Genomic DNA, 19,574 nt, shown 5'->3' with positions numbered 1-19,574 from the left:
CTAACCTTGTTAAAAGCTACTATATGGCCCGCCTGATGGCAATAGATTACGGAAAAAAGAGAACGGGACTGGCCGTAACAGACCCTTTACAGATGATTGCCACCGGGCTAACCACCGTGGCCACGCACGACCTGATCCCTTTCCTGAAAAAGTACTTCGCCGCCGAACAGGTGGAAACGATTGTAATAGGAGAACCCAAAGGACTGGATGGCAACGCTACCGATGCCACTGCACTGGTGGTGGAATGTATCCGCATCATTAAAAAGAATTTCCCCGATATCCCTGTTGTAAAGGTAGATGAGCGTTTTACCTCTAAAATGGCCTTCCAGACAATGATCGACAGCGGTCTGAAGAAAATGGACCGCCGGAATAAAGCCCTGGTAGACGAAATAAGTGCCACTATTATATTACAGGAGTACCTCCGTAATAAAATATAATAACATATAAAAAATCACCAAAATCAGCGTAATCCTGAGAAAGACAACCTCCGCTGAACTCCGAAATTGTCTATCTTTGCGGATTAAACCAAGTATTTGAACATGATTTTGCCAATTGTAGCTTACGGGCACCCGGTATTGAGAAAAGTAGCAGAAGACATCACTCCTGAATATCCAAACCTGAAGGAATTGATTGCCAATATGTGGGAAACCATGTATGGTTCTAACGGTGTGGGCATTGCTGCTCCACAGGTAAATAAGGCGATCCGGCTGTTTGTGGTAGATAGTGAGCAGATTATTCATAACCTGGAAGAAGACGAAAAGAACGATTATCCCGGAGATGAAGGGGTAAAAGGCGTATTTATCAATGCGCATATCGTGGAAACCGGCGGAAAAGAGTGGGCGTATAATGAGGGATGTTTGAGCATTCCAAAGGTGCGCGAAGATGTAACCCGTGCGGAAACCGTTACCCTCAGCTATGTGGATGAGAATTTTACCCCGCATGTAAGAACGTTCACCGGCGTGACTGCCCGGGTAATCCTCCATGAATATGACCACATCGACGGGGTTTTATTCATCGATCACCTGAAGCCATTAAAGCGCAGAATGTTGAAAAGTAAGCTGGAAGATATTACCAAAGGTAAAATAAGAGTAGATTACCGGATGACTTTCCCTAAATAGGAAATAATTTTGTAATGTAAAGAAAACCTGTTATTTTGGTATCATAAAGTATAACATCCATATCCTCAAACTTGGGAGCTACCTTAACATACACTGAAGTTGAATTGATTCAGGGCCTTATAGCCAGGGATGAAAAGATATTCACTTATTTGTATGATCACTATTCACCCGCTTTATATGGTGTAGCCCTGAAAGTAGTGGGAGAAGAAACAGCCGCCGGAGATGTGCTGCAGGAAGTATTTGTAAAGATCTGGCGGAATATTGACCGTTATGATGCCTCAAAAGGCAGGTTATTCACCTGGATGTTGAATATCACCCGCAACACAGCAATTGATAGTCTCCGCTCAAAAAATCACAAACTGGAACAGCGCGTACAGGATGTAAACAGCGTGGCACTGATGTATGAACCACAACTGGCGGTGCATTTATCTGTGGACCATCTTGGTTTAACTAAAGTGATTGAAAAGCTTCAAAAAGATCAACGTATTATTATTGACATGGCTTACTTCAAGGGACATACCCAGGAAGAAATAGCCAAGTCCCTTGAAATACCATTGGGTACGGTGAAAACCCGCATGCGCAATGCTATTATACAATTGAGAACACTGTTAAAACAATTGTAATTATAAGAAATAGTGGATGTACAACGATACATATCATCCGGAATCCTTGAAAGCTATGTATTCGGTATGTTACCGGAAACAGAACAAGGTGAGGTAGAAACGGCCGTGTCTCAATACCCCGACGTTAAAGCTGCAGTGGATTCATTGCAGCATGACAAGGAGCGTTTTGTGCAGCTGTACGCGATAGCGCCTCCTTACGGCATTAAGGAACGGCTGATGGAAATGATCCGTCAGGAAAACACGCAGGAAGGCAACAACCTGCTGCCGGATGAACTGCGTACACCCATCTCCGCTCCCCTGAACGGGAAAAATAAAAAACAAGTGCAGCAACCCGCCCGGGAAACACCGGTAAAACAGCTGCCGGTGGCAAAAAAATCAAATGACAAGCTATGGAAGTATCTCACAGCCGCCATTGTAGCTTTGCTGCTGGGCAGTGTTTTCATGAACTTCTTTTTCTTCCGTAAATCCACCGACTATAAAAGCCGCTACCAGTCGCTCATAGCCACCAAAGAAAAGCTGGAAGCAGATAAGGAACAACAGGCGCTGACCAGTTTGAAGGAAACGCCCGCCAATGTGGTAACAGATGCAGATCCGCTGAATAACCCCGATTTTAAATGGACAAAGATCCCCGGCGGCGGCAAGTATGCAGGCAACCTGGTAGCCGTAGGATGGAATGCAAACACACAGGCCGTATACCTGCAGGCACAATTAATGCCTATACCTCCGGCCGGTAAGCAATTCCAGCTGTGGGCCATAGTAAATAAGAAACTGGTAGATGCAGGTGTGTTCCTCACCGGAGCCGATGCGTCACAACTGTTACAACAAATGAAAGCGGTGGCTGCCGCACAAGGCTTTGCCATTACGCTTGAAAAGAAAGGCGGCAGCCAGGACCCCAGTATGGACCAGGTATGCATGTCGGCAAAATTGGCAAAATAACGCCGGATTTGTTTATCATGATAAATGAGTATCTTGCCTTTACCGGCACCCCGATTAACCATTTCAAAGAAGCACAACTGTTATAAAAAAAATATCCGTGAAAGCTGAAGGCATGATGATCATGTTCCGTTCTGTCGTGTTGTGAAATCTATCCGTAACTAACTATCTAAAATTATATCCAATCTGTTTTGGAATACGCTGCTACATATACAGAAGCTGAGCTGGTGCAGGGTTTAAAAGCCCGTGACCAGAAAATATTCAGTTACCTGTATGACCAGTATTCACCGGCATTATATGGGGTGATTGTGAAGGTACTGAACGACGACAACTCCGCCGGGGATGTATTGCAGGAGGTATTCATGAAGATCTGGCGTCATCTCGACCGCTACGATGAAACAAAAGGCAGGCTTTTTACCTGGATGTTGAATATTGCGCGGAACACCGCGATAGATATTCTCCGGTCCAAATCCCATAAGATGGAGCAGAAGATCCGGAATATGCCGGATGACGTACATGTAGTCGACAGCCTCATTGCTGTGCAGCCATCTGCCGACTACCTTGGGTTTTCCCGGATCCTGGAAAAGCTTACCAAAGAACAGCGTACCCTGATAGATTTAGCATATTATAAAGGTTGTACCCAGGAAGAAATTGCCCGGGTGATGGACATCCCTTTGGGTACCGTGAAAACAAGAATGCGCAATGCCATTAATCAATTAAGAACCATTTTAAACAAGTAAATATTTTTTCCAATAGTGGACCCACAACATTTCATATCGTCCGGAATTATTGAGCTATACATAGCAGGTATGGCCAGCGATGAAGAAACTCAGGAGCTGGAAGCCGCTATGGCCCAATACCCGGCTGTGGCCGAAGAGGTGGAAGCCTATCGCCGCAGTATGGAAGAATATATCAGGTTGCAGGGCAAAAATCCGGAGACGGATATTAAAACACGTTTATTCACACAAATCAATAATGAACCCAATTTGCAGGAGGGTGAACCTGTACCCGATCAAGACCTGCAACAACCAAAAGTAGTGTCCATGCAAGAAACTAAAAGCCTATCCTGGAAATGGCTTGCCACCGCCGCCGCCGTGCTGCTGGTGGGAAGTCTTGTTTTAAATTATGTGTTCTTTAACCGGTACAAGGAATTCAAGGAGTACAAAGATAAATACCAATCTTTGCTCGTATCCCAGAACTCCATTTTGTCAAAGAGCAATCTTTACAAAACCCGCTTAGAACAAATGCAGGAATCTATGGAAATTATCCAGGATCCTAAAGTTCTGAAAGTGCCGATGCCAGGTACCAAAGCGTTCCCTGAAGCATTAGCTACTGTATTCTGGAACCCGCAAAGTCAGGAAGTGTATCTGAAAGTTAACAAACTGCCAGAACCAACCGCCGACAAACAGTATCAACTCTGGGCTATCGTAGATGGCAAACCGGTTGATATGGGCGTGTTCGAAATGGGTGATACAGCCAGCCTCCTCCAGAAAATGAAAGTAACCGGCAAAGCACAAATGTTTGCTGTTACCCTGGAGAAAAAAGGTGGTGCGCTGCAGCCTACTATGGAACAAATGTATGTGGCCGGAAAAATCCCCGGTTGATAAAAAGAGATAGTTCTTCTCTATCTCCTTTTAAAGAAAAACAGAAAGCTGTTGTAAGTGCTACTTACAACGGCTTTCTGTTTTTAGTATTTGACTGGCACCCACTTTGCTCTTTTTTACTAAATTGCAGCTATGTCACATTTTTGGAAAAATATAGCCGGAACCATTGCCCTCAGCCTGTTACAATGTTTACAACTCAACGCTCAGGACACAGCCCGCTATAAAGGAATGACGGTTAACCTGGATGAAGTTATTGTAGCTGCAAAGCGTATAGGCTTCGACGTTAACAGCTTTATTAAAAGGGTGGAAGATGACACCACCTTTTACCGCGCATTCAAAAACCTGCATATCGTAGGTTTTGACGCCATCAACGATATCCAGGTACTTGGCAAAAATGCGCAGGTACAGGCCTCCCTTTATAATCAAACCCACCAGGAAATGAAAGGGAAGTGCCGCACCATGCAGGTTTCTAACGAAAAAGTAACCGGCGATTTCTATACCCGCAAAGGAAATTATAATTATTATACCGCTGAATTATACGCTAACCTCTTCTTTACCAAAGGCACCGTATGTACAGATGAATCAGGTGAAGATCCCGACCGCTCCAGCGGCAGCCTCGCCCGGCACAAGGCGCAGTTGAAACAGCTGATCTTTAACCCCGGGAAGCCTATCCGCGGCGTGCCCATCGTAGGGCCCAAAGTAGCCATCTTCAACAGTGAAGTAATGCGGTATTATGATTTTTCCATCACTGCTGCAAACTATGTGGATGGGACCTCCTGCTATGTGTTTACCGCCAAAACAAAGCCCGGCCTGAGCCGCATCGACAGGGCAGATGTGGTGATAGATGAGCTGATCACCTGGTTTAACAAAGATAATTTTGAGATCGTTGGCCGTAAATATGCTCTTTCCTACAAAACGATGTTGTTTGATTTTAATGTGAAGATGGATGTACAGATGACCAAATACAATGGCCTCCTGATCCCCGCCCTGGTTACCTATAACGGCACCTGGAACGTACCCTTCAAGAAAAGGGAAACAGCCGTGTTCGCAGCCAGGTTCCTGAATTTCACAGGGGCGCAGTGATAGCTAATTCACCAAAGTAATGGTACCGGTTTTATGCACAGCAAACCTGGTGATCACTTCTTTATAATCCACAATCCATACATAGGTGGCAATATCCGCTAAAATACCGTTTACACGCCCGTTCCAGCCAACCTGCGGATCTGTGGTAAAGAAGATCCGTTCTCCCCAGCGGTTATAGATGCTGAGTGTATAATCGTATATGGGACACCGGTATACCGGCCGGAAATAATCATTTCTTCCATCTCCGTTGGGGGAAAAGGCAGTAGGAAAATACAGCTGGCATTCGCAATCGTGGTATTTTACTTCTACCGAGTCAACGGATTGCCCGCAACTATTGGTAGCCACCATCGCATAAAACCCTGGCCGCGTAACGGTATACATGGGTGTGCTGGTACTGTCCTGCCATTTATAGGTACCCCCGCCGGCGCCGGTAGCGCGCAGCTGGTACACTTCATTTCTGCAAAGCAGTGTATCCGGACCAAGGTTTACCCGCAGGGTGTCTTCAAATTTTACAGAGATACTATCCATCGATTCGCAGCGGCCTATTTGTGCATGCACATAATAGAAGCCGGGCTTGGTCACATAATACGTGGCCTGATCGGAGCTGTCCTGCCAGAGATATTGCCCGTTTCCGAAATCGGCGGTAAGCACCAGGAAGTTTCCTTTGCAGATGCTGGTGTCGTTGCCCAGGTCCAGTTTTTTTAAACGGTTATAATTAATGAAGATGGTATCTACCACACTGCAGGTGTTGTTAATTTCCACCAGTGCCCACAGGTTAGTGGTATTGCTAATAGTCACCGCCGGCGTGGTGGCGCCGGTACTCCATTCCCACCGGGTGGCCTCGGGAATGGCAGGAGCTACGCGGATCGATTCTCCGGGGCAAAGCAGGGTATCCGGACCCAGTGAAAAGGGATAAGGGGCGCCGGTGAACGTAATGGTGATATCGTCCGACACGGTAGGGCAACCTTTCGGATATACGTCTACGTGATAAGTGCCTGAGGTGTAAACATCCTGCGTGGGCTCTGTATTCCCGGTACTCCAGAGATACGTACAGTTTTGCGCGGTAGCATCCAGCGCAATATGTTCGCCGGTGCATAGCACGAGGTCTTTGCCAAGCTCTATTTCCGGGATGGGTGTATAGAAAATATTGACGGAGTCGGGACTCGGACAGCCATTTATTTTTACTTTATAGGTAGCGGAAGTATCTACAAGAATGCTGCTGCCGGTGGAACTGTCCTGCCACAGGTAAGTAGCGCCGGGAATGATGGGCGCCTGCAATGTCATGGTGCCGCCTTCACACAGGGTAATGTCCTGGTCGCCGAGATCGAAGATCACAGGCGTAACAATGGTAACAGATTGAATGGTGGTATCCGGAAGGCCATTGCGCCAGGCGATGAGGGTATCGGTATAAGTGCCAACGTTGTTATAAATATGATACGCCTGCATGCTCCTGGAAGAATCTTTATCTCCCGAAGGGGGATCGTTAAAAAACCACTTCACAGAGTCAATGCCCGCGGGATTGATGATCAGGAAAAAAGAAGTATCGTTTACACAGGTAGAGGATACAGCAAAGGGAGTGTTCTGGGCGCCGGCCTTGTTGCCAAACAGGCAGCATACCAGCAAAACCGGCATAAGGAATAAGAATCGACAGAAAACAGATATTTGGTCTCTCATGTAATGACATGGGTAATTGCTGCTAAGATAACCTAAACATGTAGAATATTTATAATAATAAATATGAATTTTAGGAGAAGATGATTTTAGCGGAGACAGTTCCCCGCTAAAACCAGTTATAAGTTATACTTCGTCGTCTTTCAGCGGTCTGGCTGCAATATATCTTTTCCACTTTTCCAGTACGGAGGTAAAGTCGGAAGGTAGGTTGCTTTCAAAGTACATCTGCTCGCGGGTGCGGGGATGTATGAAGCCCAGCTGTTGCGCGTGCAAGGCGTGGCGTGGCATAATACTGAAGCAGTTTTCCACAAACTGTTTGTATTTCGTGTATACGGTTCCTTTCACAATGCGGTTACCGCCGTAGGTTTCATCGTTAAACAGCGAGTGGCCGATATGCTGCATGTGTACACGGATCTGGTGGGTGCGGCCGGTTTCAAGACGGCATTCAACCATGGTTACATAATTAAACCGTTCCAGTACGCGGTAGTGGGTGATGGCTTCCTTGCCATATTCGCCATCCGGATATGCATCCATAATCTTACGTAAGCGTTGATGGCGGCCTACGTGGGCCACCACGGTGCCTTCGTCTTCTTCAAAGTCGCCCCATACCAGCGCAATATAGCGGCGATGCACGGTGTGATCGAAGAATTGTTTGGCCAGGTCATTCATCGCTTTTTCGGATTTGGCGATGACCAGCAATCCGCTGGTATTTTTATCGATGCGGTGTACCAGTCCGAAGCGCGGGATTTCCGGCTCGGTAGCCTGGGTTTTATCGCCCAGGTACCATGACAGGCCATTCACCAGTGTGCCATCGCGGTTGCCGCAGCCGGGATGTACTACCAGGCCGGCGGGTTTGTCGATGATCATAATATCGTCGTCTTCAAATACAATATTCAGCGGTAGCTCTTGTGGAATGATGTCGGTATTTTCCGGGTTCCGGTTGGAAAACACGACGATCCTGTCCAGTGGCCTGATCTTGTAATTGGCCTTAACGGGTTTGTCGTTCACCAACACCAGTTCACCATCCAGGGCCTGTTGGATCTTATTGCGGGTGGCGCCTTCTATGCGGTTAGTAAGGAATTTATCAATACGGATAGGGTCCTGTCCTTTGTCGACCACCATATTAATCTTTTCATATAGTTCCTCACTGCCATCCCCGTTTTCCAGCTCATCTTCCAGTTCCAGCAATTCTTCAGCCATTAATATAATTTTTTGCAAAGGTAAAGCTTAGTTGGCAGTTTAGCAGCCCTGTGGGCAAATGTTCCGTATCACAGCGAATTGGCGTACCTTTGCGCAGCTGAAAAAGACCAATATGATCATGGATAAAGTAAAGCAGAAGATTGTAGTAAGAGACCTCGGCGTAATAGACTACCAGGCTGCCTGGGATTACCAGGAGCAGTTGCTGAAGGAAAATGTGCAGTTGAAAACCAGGGTAGCCGATCAGTTGCCAAAGGCCACTACCAACTACCTGTTGTTTTGCGAACATCCTCCCGTGTATACCATTGGTAAAAGCGGTCATATGGAAAACCTCCTGATCTCCCAACAGGAGCTGCAGGAGCAGGGGATAGGCTTTGTGCCTACCAACCGTGGCGGAGATATTACGTTTCATGGTCCCGGCCAGGTGGTGGGTTATCCTATCCTGGATCTCGAAAATTTCTTTACAGATATTGGTAAATACCTGCGTTGCCTTGAAGAGGTGATTATCCGCACGCTGGCGGAATATGGCGTAACCGGCGACCGTTCTTCCGGAGAAACCGGCGTATGGCTGGATCCGCACGATAAAGCGAAAGCCCGTAAAATATGCGCTATGGGGGTTCGTTGCAGCCGTTGGGTAACCATGCACGGCTTTGCCCTGAATGTGAATACCCTGATGGACTACTTCAACAACATCATTGCATGTGGTATTGCCGACAAACAGGTAGCCTCACTAGATAAAGAAGTGGGTAAGCCGGTAAGCCTGGAAGAAGTGAAAGCTAAGCTGAGTAAACATTTCGGCGAAGTGTTTAACGCTGAAATGGTATAGTTACATTTTGTAGTTGAGCGGAATGAACAGGTTCCATTTCTCCTTTAATTTTCCCTCCTCGAATATTTCGAAGTTGAACCATCCTGCATGCATAAAAATAGCTTTCTCTAAAATGAGGGAAGGGCCTTTTACCTGGTCGATATCGAAAAGGAAAGTACCGTTGGATTCATAAAACTTAATGGAGTACTTCTTTTGCGGTGCATCCGGCAGCTTTATGTTGATATTGCCATCGGCAGTAGTGTAAATATAGTTGGAGGGGTGCCAGGATGCTCTTTCCGGCTCCCTGTTTTCCTGTTCCTTGCCTCTCAGGCCCCTTGAAGCATCCATGATGTCGGCATACTGCAATTTCTGATCGGCGCGGATAGTGCTGTCGGACAGGGCCAGTACCGTTTTGCTGTACATGAAACGTCCGTTGGTGAATAAAATAAAGAGACGGTAATAGTTACTGCCCGGTAACGGTTTATTATCAAGATAGGCGTTCCTTGTTTGAGTAGGGTAGCTGGCGTAACCAATGGTATTGAAGTTCAGTACGCTGTCGAGCGAGCGCTGAATACCTATTTCCTTTACCTGTGTGAAGCCGGAGATCCAGTCCAGTTGTATCCTACCGGTTTTAATAGAAGCGGTAAAATTAGGCAGCACAGGTGGCACAAACTCCTGTGCCTGAGCCTTTCCTGCAAATCCGGTCAATAAAAAAATTCCAATAACAAATGTTATACGCACAATCTGCTTCATACTGATTATTCCGTGAGCTCTTAAAGTTGGCAAAAATACACTACCGTTCAAATATAATGAACAGTTTTTAAAAGGAAAGAACGCCGGGAGGGAGGGAAAGATTGCCCTGGAGGCCTCCGGTGTGTACCAGCAATACGTTGCTGTTCGCCGGAAAGCAGCCCTGCTGGACCAGATCACGAAAGGCCATTACCAGTTTGCCGGTGTAAATAAAATCTGTGGGAATACCTGTTTCTTGATAGACAGTATTGATAAAATCTATAAGTGCAGGCGATTTTTTGGCATAGCCGCCACCGTGGTGTTCGTATAATAGCCGCCATCGGTTGTTATTACCGGGATGCAGCAGGTCAGTAATTTCTTTTTCAAGGGACTGAGCGCCCTTTAATACGGGAATGCCAATTACCTGCTGATGCGGTGCAGCACTGTTGATCAGGCCCGCGAGTGTGGTGCCTGTGCCTGCGGCACAAAGGATATGTGTATAATTTGTTGTGGGGAAGATAGAAAGGATCTCTTCACAGCCCCGGGCGCCCAGGGCATTGTGACCGCCCTCCGGAACAACATGATAGCCGGGATATAAGGTGTTACCTGCTTTGTGATGTCGATAATCTTCCCGGCTAATAAAAACCAGCTTCATGCCATTGTCTGCTGCGGTTTGAAGCGTATGATTCAACTGGCCCTTATGCTCTTCTCCACGGATAATTCCTGCACAGGGCAAGGCTGCTTCCTTACAGGCCAGGGCGGTGGCTGCAATATGATTGGAGTAAGCGCCGCCATAGGTAAGGATGCCGTTGCTGTTATTAGTCCTAGCCGCTTCGATGTTGTATTTCAGCTTAAACCACTTATTCCCGGATACTTCCGGGTGAATTTTATCCAAACGCAGCATGGCAGCCTGGATATGCTCCGGCAGCCAGGAAGTTTGAAAGGATTCAAGGGTGATGTTATCGTAAGAAAGCATGTAGCGATTAAGTGATAAGGCAGTAAAAGATCGGGGAGATGAAGGCATATTGCAGCATTCATCTCCCCAAATATAAAATCAAAATCGTTTATTAATCGTTGGTCAGGAAACCACCCTGGCCTCTGTACAGCTTCACGGCCTTATCCAGCTTCACTTTCAGCACAGTGATATATTTATCCTGTACATTTTCCGGTACGTTTATGAAAACCAGTCCGGGTACAGGACTCCAGGAAATTTTGCCGACTACTTTGTGGGTCAGCTGGCTGTTGTTGCCCAGTACGGTGATGCTTTCAATTTTATTGGAAAGTCCTTTCACCATTACCTGGCCACTGGTTTTAGCCGGCAGGAACAGGTAGAGGGTGCTGGAATCTTTTGAGAGGGTGGTGGGGCCGTAGAAGTGTCCCTGCGGAATACCACCGATGGTATTGAACACTGCTTCGCCATTGCGTTTGTTCCAGGCGCCGAGTTCTTTCAGCATGTGAACTTCTTCTTCCGGGATGCTGCCATCGGCTTTGGGGCCGATATCGAGCAGGAGGTTGCCGCCATTGCTTACGGCATCCACGAAGATGGTGATAATTTCAAAAGGTGTTTTCCAGTTGTTGTCCTGTGGCTGCCATCCCCAGTTGTTGTTGATGGTCATGCATAGTTCCCACCAGTGGTATTTCGGGCGTGACACGGGGAAGTTCTGTTCCGGCGTTTCATAGTCGCCGTATCCCTGCAGGCGTCCGTTGATAATGGTGTTGGGATTATGGGAGGTGAGCATTTGTCGCATTTTGGGGGCTTCCCATTCTTCGGCGGAGTGTTCCCAGTCGCCATCGAACCACCACAGGTCCGGGTTGAACTTCGTCATTACCTCGGCCATTTGTCCTTCATAATATTTCAGGAAGCGTTGCCATCTTTCGGGCTGGGCTTTGATATCATAGCGGTTGCTGTCTTTCAGGAACTGCGGATAATCGTTGTGGCTCCAGTCGATCAGGGAGAAATAGGCACCACATTTGATATTATCGCGCCGCAAAGCCGCGTAGAGAGGGGTGAGCACGTCTCTTTTCGCCGGTGTACTGTTGGCAACATCCAGTTTACTGTATTTGCTGTCCCACAGCGCTACGCCATCGTGGTGTTTGGTGGTCATCACTGCATAGCGGGCGCCGGATTCTTTGATCAGGTCGGCCCATACCTGCGGGTTGTAATTGTTTGCAGTAAAGCCTTTCAGCTGCTGCATATAATCGGGGTAGGATATTTTTTTGTTGTGGAATGACCAGGATTCATCGATTCCTTTGACAGAGTAGATGCCCCAGTGAATGAAAATGCCCAGTTTGGCATCGGAGAACCACTGCATTTTTTCTTTAATGTCATCCGGATTTGTTTTCTGTTGCGCATTGGCAGTAGTAAGAAGCTGCATGGCAACGGCTCCCAGCACTAATAATCTCTTCATTGTTCAGTTTAATTAATCTTTAAAAAAGGGCGTTACTACAAAAAGAAAGTGTGAAAATAGTTTTAATGATTAAATTTAGCGCCGATATTTTTAGGTAAATAGTTGACACTTATAAAACTAATATCAGAAAAATGCAACCGACTTTATTGATTTTGGCGGCCGGTATGGCCAGCCGATACGGCAGTTTAAAGCAAATCCAGCAATTTGGCCCCAGCGGTGAAACTATCGTTGACTACTCTATTTACGACGCTATCAGCGCCGGTTTTGGAAAAATAGTGTTCATCATCCGCGAGAATTTTGCGGCTGAGTTCAGGGAAATCTTTGAACCAAAGCTCAAAGGCCGCGTGGCTGTTGATTTTGTATACCAGGAAATGGATGCATTTTTAGGAGATCATACGGTTCCGGCCGACAGAACCAAGCCATGGGGTACTGCCCATGCGGTTCTTTGCGCCAAAAACGCTATCAATGAGCCATTTGCAGTGATCAATGCAGATGACTTTTATGGTACAGATGCTTTCGTTAAAATGGCTGCTTTCCTGAATAACGACTGTAAGCCCAACGTATACAGCGTAGTTGGCTATGAACTGGGCAAAACTATCAGTGAGCACGGTTCTGTTTCCCGCGGCGTATGCGAAGTAAGCGCAGACGGCAACCTGGCGGCTATCAACGAAAGGACCAAGATATATGCTGAAAACGACCAGATCGTTTATGAAGAAGCAGATGGCAGCAAACATCCGTTACCTGCCAACACGCCGGTATCCATGAACTTCTGGGGATTCCACCCGAGCGTATTTGAACTGAGCCAGGGCCTTTTCAGCGAATTTCTGGAGAAAAACAGCAGCAATCCTAAATCTGAATTCTTTATTACGATTGTAGCCGATGAATTTACCCGCCGTGGTATAGGCCAGGTAAAAGTAATTCCAACCAGTGCAAAATGGTTTGGCGTTACTTACAAAGAAGATGCACCGGGAGTGCAGGCCAGCTTGTCGGCGCTGGTTAAGAATGGAGAATATCCAGACAATTTATGGAAATAAAACCCAACAGCAGGATCCTTCAGGCTTTCGGACTTGAGCCTGAAGGATTAAATGTCCGAAAATTTGGATCAGGACACATCAACAACACTTTTTTGTTAGAAAAAAAGCAGGACGGCAGTAGCTACGTTTTACAAAAGATCAATGTAAACGTATTTAAGGAACCAGGAGTTATCGCCGCCAACCAGAGAATGGCAGCGGATTACCTGGCAGTTCATCATCCCCGCTATCTGTTTATTACGCCGATCCCCACGGTTAACGGGGAAGAGCTCTTTGTAATTGACAACGAATACTGGAGATTGATCCCTTTTATTGCGGATTCCGTAACGGTAGACCAGGCCGACAACCCAAAGCAGGCGTATGAAGCAGCCAGACAATTTGGCCGCCTCGCCAGTTACCTTTCGGGAATTGACCTGAAGCCGTTTAAAGCTTCGATTCCAAACTTTCACAACCTGACCCTTCGGTACAGCGCCTTCCAGGAGGCAATCCGAACGGCAAAGGAAGACCGGAAAGTTGCAGCAGAAGAGATGATTGAAGATTTCCTCCGCTATTCTGACATCGCAGTAACGTATGAACAACTGAAAACAAATCCTGAATTCAGGGACCATCTGATGCATCACGATACCAAAATCAATAATGTATTGCTCAACAAGGATACTTATGAAGGTATTTGTGTATGTGACCTGGATACCCTGATGCCCGGAAAAATCATCTCAGACCTCGGTGACATGGTACGCACTTATGTTTGCCCCGTGTCTGAAGAAGAAAGGGATTTCAGCCAGATCGTTATCCGCGAAGAATACTACGAAGCCCTTATGCAGGGGTATCTCGCAGAGATTGGCGGTACTTTGACAAAAGTAGAAAAAGAACAACTGTTCTTTGCCGGGAAGTTTATGATCTACATGCAGGGGATACGCTTCCTCACCGATTATCTGAACGGTGACGTATATTATCCCATCAAGTACCCGACACACAATTACGACCGCGCAAAAAATCAACTGGTTTTACTGCAGCGGCTCATGGAAAAAGAAACAGTACTGCAGGATATCATCGATAAATGCCTGCACGTCAATGTAACAAGTGAACAGTAAATGAAATCATTTTTAGAACGTGAACAGTAAAATGAAATCATTTTATCCCGGTGCAGGAAGCACCGGGATTTTTTTTTGAGCGGATATTGTCTTGGCTCAGGATTACGCTGATTATACTGATTACCCGGATTTTTACTTTTGGATTTTTTTTAGATTTTTTAGATTTCCTTAAAATAATAATTAAGGGAGATAAAGCGGATACATCCGCTTTATCTCCCTTAATCCTTTATAAATCCAAAAAGTAAAAATCCGGGTAATCAGTATAATCAGCGTAATCCGCGGGAAAGACAAAATCCGCGTCTTTTGTACACAAAACCAGTAGATTAATTTATAACGATCCTGTGATTTGTTTAGAAAATAAGCAACTATTGCCTTGTTTTTTTAAATATTTTCAAAAACCCTTAATGTGATTAATTTTTTACTAAATATTGCCTGTATTGTTGTTTTTTATTTTTTTCACGAATACTTTTGTAGAAACGCTAAAGAAAATAAGCACCTCCATGTGGGTAAATAAAGACAATATAAAACTTAATCACATCGTGCCTCAGCTCAACTGGGCTATCACGAAGGTCGTGATTATCGTCGTTGTCATTATTAGCCACCAGTATGGAGGATAGGTAAACGTGCATATAATCACAAAATATAACGCCTTCCTCCGCAAAGAGGGAGGCTTTTTTTTGGACTGTATATTCCTGGTATAATTTCAATTTTATGTATAGCTATTACAACGACAACACTTTTCTTTACATCAACGGTGAGTACACCAAAGCAAATGCTGCTACAACTGACCTGTATGGTCAGTCGCTCCACTACGGTTATGCTGTTTTTGAAGGCATCCGCGCCTACAAAACCGCAAACGGCGAAGTGAAGATCTTTAAAGCAAAAGAACACTTCGACCGCCTGAAGCGCTCCTGCGAACTGATCCACATCCCCTACAAATTTGATAACGAAGAGCTGATCGCCGCTTGTTATAAAGTACTGGAGATGAATAACATGGAAGAAGCTTATATCAGGCCGCTGGTGTTCTGTCCGCCGAATATGACGCTGAAAGCCGCCGCAGAGTCGCACATCCTGATCTGCGCATGGGAATGGGGAGCTTACCTGGGAGAAAAGCTGTTGCGCGTAATGACTTCCTCCTACGAACGACCAAATCCCAAAGCCTTTAAAATAGAATCCAAGTCGGCCGGCCTTTATGTAAACTCAATACTGGCCTCGCAGGAAGCAAAAGAAAAAGGTTACGATGAAGCGCTGCTGCTGGATATGAATGGTTACGTTGCAGAAGGCCCCGGTGCTAACATCTTCTTTGAAAAAGACGGCAAAATATACACTCCTCCCGCCGGTAACATCCTCCCAGGCATCACCCGCGCCACTGTTATCGAACTTTGCCAGGAACTGAATATCCCACTGGAACAAAAATTATTTACCATCCCGGAATTAAAAGAAGCCGAAGCAGCATTCTTCTGCGGTACTGCAGCAGAAATCATCGGTATCGACTCCCTGGACGGTCAGTCTTTCAGCAAGCCCTGGGCACAGTCGCTCGGAAAAATACTCCAACAGGCCTACAAAGCTAAAGTGCTGGAAAAAGCATTCCAACGCGAAGCTCAACTGGCATAACCGTTGGCTGTTAGCTGTTAGCATTCGCTAAATGCTAACAGCTGACAGTTAAAATCCTTTGAAGGTTGTAAATCGAAAAACTTATAATCCTTTACAGTAAAGGGTTTTAAAGCTTAAAAGGCAGATTTGAAGACCGGTAAATTGGAATAAGTTGGTTTGAATTTGACGACGCCACCGGGTAATTTGTGGAGAGTTTTTAAAATAGGGTACCTATAAACACCTGTAATCGGGGTAATAACAAAAAGCAATGGAATTAAATAAATACAGCAAGACGATCACGCAAGACCCTACGCAACCAGCTGCGCAGGCACAATTGTATGGAATTGGTTTAACAGAAGAAGATCTGAAAAAAGCACAGGTGGGTATCGTTAGCATGGGCTACGATGGCAACACCTGCAATATGCACCTGAACGATCTGGCTAAAGATGTCAAAAAAGGCGTCTGGGCAAATGATCTGGTCGGACTCATTTTCCATACCATTGGCGTCAGCGATGGTATGAGCAATGGTACGCCGGGGATGCGTTATTCCCTCGTTAGCCGTGATCTGATTGCAGATTCCATTGAAACCGTTGCAGGAGCACAGTATTACGACGCCCTGATCACCGTACCAGGCTGCGATAAGAATATGCCCGGCTCCCTGATGGCGATGGGTCGCCTCAACCGCCCCTCTATCATGGTTTATGGCGGTACTATCGCACCCGGAAAATATAAGGGCCAGGATCTCAACATCATCTCTGCATTTGAAGCATTAGGTCAGAAAATGGCCGGTAAACTGGATGAAGGCGATTTCAAAGGCATTGTACAGAATTCCTGCCCCGGCGCAGGCGCCTGTGGCGGTATGTACACCGCTAATACCATGTCTTCCGCTATCGAAGCACTCGGTATGAGCCTCCCATACAGCTCATCCAACCCCGCATTGAGCCAGGACAAAAAAGATGAATGTATTGCTGCCGGTAAATACATCCGCCTGCTCCTTGAAAGAGATATTAAACCTAAGGACATCATGACCAAAGAGGCATTTGAAAATGCCCTCACCATCATCATGGCCCTGGGTGGCAGCACCAACGCCGTACTGCACTTTATCGCCATCGCGAAGTCAGTAGGCATTTCCATCAGGCTGGAAGATTTCCAGCGCATCAGCGACAAAACACCGCTGATCGCCGACCTGAAACCAAGTGGTAAATACCTCATGGAAGACCTCCACAATATCGGCGGCGTTCCTTTGGTAATGAAATACCTCCTGAAAAAAGGATATATCCACGGCCATTGTATGACGGTTACCGGTAAAACAATCGCCGAAAACCTGGAAAACGTGGCAGACATAGACTTCAGCACACAGGATATCATTGTGCCGCTGGAAAAACCACTGAAACCAACCGCCCACATCCAGATCCTTTACGGTAACCTCGCCACAGAAGGCTCCGTAGCGAAGATCACCGGTAAGGAAGGCGAACGCTTCAGAGGCCCCGCCCGTGTATTCGACGGCGAATTTGAACTGATCGCAGGTATCACCTCCGGTAAAGTAAAAGAAGGAGATGTAGTGGTGATCCGCCAGGTAGGCCCGAAAGGCGCACCCGGTATGCCGGAAATGCTGAAACCTACCAGCGCCATCATGGGCGTGGGATTAGGCAAAAGCGTAGCCCTCATTACCGATGGCCGCTTCTCCGGTGGTACCCACGGATTTGTGGTAGGCCATATCACCCCGGAAGCTTTTGAAGGGGGAAATATCGCACTCGTACAAGACAACGATATCATCGAAATAGACGCAACGAAGAACTTTATCAATGTGGAAATCAGTGACGAAGAACTGGCCGCACGCCGGGCAGCGTGGATACAACCCGCATTGAGAGTGACCAATGGAATCTTATTTAAGTACGCAAAACTTGTAAAAAATGCAACAGAAGGATGTGTTACCGATGAAGCCTGAGATAGCAGATAAACAGTTAGCTGCAAAGCCTGTGATTACAGGTTCCGAAGCAGTGATCCGCTCCCTGATCGAAGAAGGAGTGGACACCATTTTCGGATATCCCGGCGGGGCGATCATGCCTATTTATGATGCCCTTTACGATTTCCAGGATCAGGTCCATCACATACTCGTCCGGCACGAACAGGGTGCCACTCATGCTGCACAAGGTTATGCACGCAGTTCCGGTAAGGTAGGTGTAGCTTTTGCTACTTCCGGTCCGGGCGCCACCAACCTGGTTACAGGTTTGGCCGACGCTTATATGGACAGTACCCCAATGGTATGCGTAACCGGCCAGGTAGCTGCCGCCCTGTTAGGAACCGATGCATTTCAGGAAACAGATGTGATCGGCATTACCATGCCTATCACCAAGTGGAATATACAGGTGACCCGTCCGGAAGATATTCCGGGCGCAATGGCCAAAGCATTTTACATTGCCCGCAGCGGCCGTCCCGGCCCTGTACTGGTGGATATCACCAAAAACGCACAGTTCGGGGAATTTGAATACGAGTACAAGAAATGTGAATATATCCGCAGTTACCGTCCTATTCCTGAATTAAACCAGGATGCGGTAACAGCAGCAGCAGCGTTGATCAACGGTGCAAAGAAGCCATTCATCCTCTGTGGCCATGGCGTACTGTTATCAGGTGCCGAAAAAGAACTGATCGCGCTGGCGGAAAAAGCCGCCATTCCTATCGGATCTACTTTACTGGGCCTGTCTGCCGTACCGGTAGATCACCCGCTGTATGTAGGTATGCTGGGAATGCATGGTAACTATGGTCCTAACATGCTCACCGGCGAAGCCGATGTGGTGATCGCAGTGGGAATGCGCTTTGATGACCGTGTAACGGGCGATGTAGGCACCTATGTTCCCAACGCCAAAGTTATACACATCGAAATCGATGCAGCAGAGATCAATAAGATCATCAAAGCTGATGTAGCCGTTCACGCAGATGCAAAGCCAGCCCTGGCAGCATTGATCAAACAGGTAAACCCTGCTGAGCATGCCGCCTGGCTGGAAGAATTCCGCGCCGCTGATAAAAAAGAATATGATAAAGTACAGCATGCTGAACTGTATCCACAGGAAGGTGAGCTGAAAATGGCAGAAGTAATCCGCCTGATCTCAGAAAAAACCAAAGGCGAAGCAGTGCTGGTAACAGATGTCGGTCAGCACCAGATGGTAGCCTCCCGCTATTACCGCTTCAAAAATCCCAATACCAATGTCACCTCAGGGGGAATGGGTACGATGGGCTTTTCGCTGCCGGCAGCAATGGGCGCTAAAACCGGTACGCCCGAAAAAGAAGTAGTTGCTATTATCGGCGATGGTTGTTTCCAGATGACCTTACAGGAACTGGCCACTATTCACCAGTCACAGATTGGTGTGAAAATAGTGATCCTGAATAACAACTTCCTGGGAATGGTAAGACAATGGCAGCAGCTGTTTTTCGACAGGCGCTATTCCTCCACTGAAATGGTCAATCCCGACTTTGTACAGGTTGCCAAAGGATTTTATATCCCCGGCAAAAAAGTAACAGCAAGGGAAGATATATCCGCCGCTATTGATGAAATGCTGGCGCACAAGGGTGCTTATCTGCTGGAAGTGGTAGTGGAAAAAGAAGATAACGTATTCCCTATGGTGCCCGCAGGTGCTCCTGTTTCCAGCATCAGGCTGGAGTAGCAGCATCCCGGAGGATTCACATTGAT

18 protein-coding genes are annotated in these 19,574 nt (G+C 46.7%); 13 read left to right on the top strand and 5 right to left on the bottom strand.

Translation table 11 applies throughout. From position 1 onward, the window contains the following. Window positions 1-23 precede the first annotated feature (23 nt). From ruvX to QFZ51_RS29100, 7 genes are all read left to right on the top strand, one after another. On the top strand, window positions 24-437 hold the full coding sequence (gene ruvX / locus QFZ51_RS29130) for a Holliday junction resolvase RuvX (protein WP_370912340.1): 414 nt from the start codon (window positions 24-26) through the stop codon (window positions 435-437). A 102-nt stretch (window positions 438-539) separates the two neighbouring features. After that, complete coding sequence (gene def / locus QFZ51_RS29125; RefSeq protein ID WP_429050934.1) at window positions 540-1,118, top strand: peptide deformylase; 579 nt, start codon at window positions 540-542, stop codon at window positions 1,116-1,118. A gap of 104 nt (window positions 1,119-1,222) precedes the next feature. Further along, entirely contained in the window at window positions 1,223-1,741 is a 519-nt protein-coding gene (locus QFZ51_RS29120) for an RNA polymerase sigma factor (RefSeq protein WP_370912342.1), read from the top strand. A gap of 66 nt (window positions 1,742-1,807) precedes the next feature. Next, on the top strand, window positions 1,808-2,677 hold the full coding sequence (locus QFZ51_RS29115; RefSeq protein ID WP_429050933.1) for an anti-sigma factor domain-containing protein: 870 nt from the start codon (window positions 1,808-1,810) through the stop codon (window positions 2,675-2,677). A 188-nt stretch (window positions 2,678-2,865) separates the two neighbouring features. Then, entirely contained in the window at window positions 2,866-3,414 is a 549-nt protein-coding gene (locus QFZ51_RS29110) for an RNA polymerase sigma factor (protein ID WP_429050932.1), read from the top strand. A 69-nt stretch (window positions 3,415-3,483) separates the two neighbouring features. After that, entirely contained in the window at window positions 3,484-4,278 is a 795-nt protein-coding gene (locus QFZ51_RS29105; RefSeq protein ID WP_429050931.1) for an anti-sigma factor, read from the top strand. A gap of 132 nt (window positions 4,279-4,410) precedes the next feature. Next, window positions 4,411-5,361, top strand: a complete 951-nt coding sequence (locus QFZ51_RS29100; RefSeq protein WP_429050930.1) for a hypothetical protein — start codon at window positions 4,411-4,413, stop codon at window positions 5,359-5,361. 3 nt (window positions 5,362-5,364) lie between these two features. Here QFZ51_RS29100 and QFZ51_RS29095 read toward each other — a convergent pair whose 3' ends face one another. Next, window positions 5,365-7,035, bottom strand: coding sequence for a gliding motility-associated C-terminal domain-containing protein (locus QFZ51_RS29095; RefSeq protein WP_429050928.1), 1,671 nt, complete (start codon window positions 7,033-7,035; stop codon window positions 5,365-5,367). 123 nt (window positions 7,036-7,158) lie between these two features. Beyond that, window positions 7,159-8,232 carry an RluA family pseudouridine synthase gene (locus tag QFZ51_RS29090; RefSeq protein ID WP_370912348.1) on the bottom strand — a complete coding sequence of 358 codons (1,074 nt, stop codon included), beginning with the start codon at window positions 8,230-8,232 and terminating at the stop codon, window positions 7,159-7,161. A gap of 58 nt (window positions 8,233-8,290) precedes the next feature. On the opposite strand from QFZ51_RS29090, the gene lipB reads away from it, so the two are divergent. Beyond that, the gene (gene lipB, locus QFZ51_RS29085; RefSeq protein ID WP_429050926.1) at window positions 8,291-9,055 is read left to right on the top strand and encodes a lipoyl(octanoyl) transferase LipB; all 765 of its coding nucleotides are present in this window, start codon (window positions 8,291-8,293) and stop codon (window positions 9,053-9,055) included. On the opposite strand, the gene QFZ51_RS29080 is transcribed toward lipB, so the two are convergent. The 3 genes from QFZ51_RS29080 to QFZ51_RS29070 form a co-directional block, all read right to left on the bottom strand. Further along, window positions 9,056-9,787, bottom strand: coding sequence for a hypothetical protein (locus QFZ51_RS29080; RefSeq protein ID WP_429050924.1), 732 nt, complete (start codon window positions 9,785-9,787; stop codon window positions 9,056-9,058). A gap of 67 nt (window positions 9,788-9,854) precedes the next feature. Continuing rightward, window positions 9,855-10,739, bottom strand: coding sequence for a 1-aminocyclopropane-1-carboxylate deaminase/D-cysteine desulfhydrase (locus QFZ51_RS29075; RefSeq protein WP_429050922.1), 885 nt, complete (start codon window positions 10,737-10,739; stop codon window positions 9,855-9,857). Window positions 10,740-10,830: 91 nt separating this feature from the next. Beyond that, window positions 10,831-12,171 carry an alpha-L-fucosidase gene (locus QFZ51_RS29070; protein ID WP_429050920.1) on the bottom strand — a complete coding sequence of 447 codons (1,341 nt, stop codon included), beginning with the start codon at window positions 12,169-12,171 and terminating at the stop codon, window positions 10,831-10,833. Window positions 12,172-12,302: 131 nt separating this feature from the next. On the opposite strand from QFZ51_RS29070, the gene QFZ51_RS29065 reads away from it, so the two are divergent. The 5 genes from QFZ51_RS29065 (at window position 12,303) to ilvB (ending at window position 19,548) form a co-directional block, all read left to right on the top strand. Continuing rightward, window positions 12,303-13,205, top strand: a complete 903-nt coding sequence (locus QFZ51_RS29065) for a sugar phosphate nucleotidyltransferase (RefSeq protein ID WP_370912353.1) — start codon at window positions 12,303-12,305, stop codon at window positions 13,203-13,205. Continuing rightward, a complete protein-coding gene (locus QFZ51_RS29060) occupies window positions 13,196-14,293 on the top strand; it encodes a phosphotransferase enzyme family protein (protein WP_429050918.1) in 1,098 nt (365 codons plus the stop codon). Before QFZ51_RS29065 ends, QFZ51_RS29060 begins: the two co-directional genes overlap by 10 nt. A gap of 711 nt (window positions 14,294-15,004) precedes the next feature. After that, window positions 15,005-15,907, top strand: a complete 903-nt coding sequence (locus QFZ51_RS29055) for a branched-chain amino acid transaminase (protein ID WP_370912355.1) — start codon at window positions 15,005-15,007, stop codon at window positions 15,905-15,907. A 247-nt stretch (window positions 15,908-16,154) separates the two neighbouring features. Continuing rightward, window positions 16,155-17,834: a dihydroxy-acid dehydratase gene (gene ilvD / locus QFZ51_RS29050; RefSeq protein WP_429050916.1), complete on the top strand. Its 1,680-nt coding sequence runs from the start codon at window positions 16,155-16,157 to the stop codon at window positions 17,832-17,834. Continuing rightward, complete coding sequence (gene ilvB, locus QFZ51_RS29045) at window positions 17,800-19,548, top strand: biosynthetic-type acetolactate synthase large subunit (protein WP_370912357.1); 1,749 nt, start codon at window positions 17,800-17,802, stop codon at window positions 19,546-19,548. Before ilvD ends, ilvB begins: the two co-directional genes overlap by 35 nt. Window positions 19,549-19,574: the final 26 nt, after the last annotated feature.

The sequence above is a fragment of the Chitinophaga sp. W3I9 genome, assembly GCF_050434025.1.
Taxonomy (GTDB): Bacteria; Bacteroidota; Bacteroidia; order Chitinophagales; family Chitinophagaceae; genus Chitinophaga.
Note: the sequence above shows the minus strand (reverse complement) of the source record. Positions and strands in the feature narration are given on the sequence as shown.

What these genes read in the sequence shown, in the direction of transcription:
- QFZ51_RS29060 (WP_429050918.1), top strand. Translation starts at nt 13,196, where the DNA reads ATGGAAATAAAACCCAACAGCAGGATCCTTCAGGCTTTCGGACTTGAG.
- lipB (WP_429050926.1), top strand. Translation starts at nt 8,291, where the DNA reads ATGTTCCGTATCACAGCGAATTGGCGTACCTTTGCGCAGCTGAAAAAG.
- QFZ51_RS29065 (WP_370912353.1), top strand. Translation starts at nt 12,303, where the DNA reads ATGCAACCGACTTTATTGATTTTGGCGGCCGGTATGGCCAGCCGATAC.
- QFZ51_RS29115 (WP_429050933.1), top strand. Translation starts at nt 1,808, where the DNA reads ATGTTACCGGAAACAGAACAAGGTGAGGTAGAAACGGCCGTGTCTCAA.
- QFZ51_RS29070 (WP_429050920.1), bottom strand. Translation starts at nt 12,171, where the DNA reads ATGAAGAGATTATTAGTGCTGGGAGCCGTTGCCATGCAGCTTCTTACT.
- QFZ51_RS29095 (WP_429050928.1), bottom strand. Translation starts at nt 7,035, where the DNA reads ATGAGAGACCAAATATCTGTTTTCTGTCGATTCTTATTCCTTATGCCG.
- QFZ51_RS29055 (WP_370912355.1), top strand. Translation starts at nt 15,005, where the DNA reads ATGTATAGCTATTACAACGACAACACTTTTCTTTACATCAACGGTGAG.
- QFZ51_RS29080 (WP_429050924.1), bottom strand. Translation starts at nt 9,787, where the DNA reads ATGAAGCAGATTGTGCGTATAACATTTGTTATTGGAATTTTTTTATTG.
- QFZ51_RS29075 (WP_429050922.1), bottom strand. Translation starts at nt 10,739, where the DNA reads ATGCTTTCTTACGATAACATCACCCTTGAATCCTTTCAAACTTCCTGG.
- ruvX (WP_370912340.1), top strand. Translation starts at nt 24, where the DNA reads ATGGCCCGCCTGATGGCAATAGATTACGGAAAAAAGAGAACGGGACTG.
- def (WP_429050934.1), top strand. Translation starts at nt 540, where the DNA reads ATGATTTTGCCAATTGTAGCTTACGGGCACCCGGTATTGAGAAAAGTA.
- ilvB (WP_370912357.1), top strand. Translation starts at nt 17,800, where the DNA reads ATGCAACAGAAGGATGTGTTACCGATGAAGCCTGAGATAGCAGATAAA.
- QFZ51_RS29100 (WP_429050930.1), top strand. Translation starts at nt 4,411, where the DNA reads ATGTCACATTTTTGGAAAAATATAGCCGGAACCATTGCCCTCAGCCTG.
- ilvD (WP_429050916.1), top strand. Translation starts at nt 16,155, where the DNA reads ATGGAATTAAATAAATACAGCAAGACGATCACGCAAGACCCTACGCAA.
- QFZ51_RS29105 (WP_429050931.1), top strand. Translation starts at nt 3,484, where the DNA reads ATGGCCAGCGATGAAGAAACTCAGGAGCTGGAAGCCGCTATGGCCCAA.
- QFZ51_RS29090 (WP_370912348.1), bottom strand. Translation starts at nt 8,232, where the DNA reads ATGGCTGAAGAATTGCTGGAACTGGAAGATGAGCTGGAAAACGGGGAT.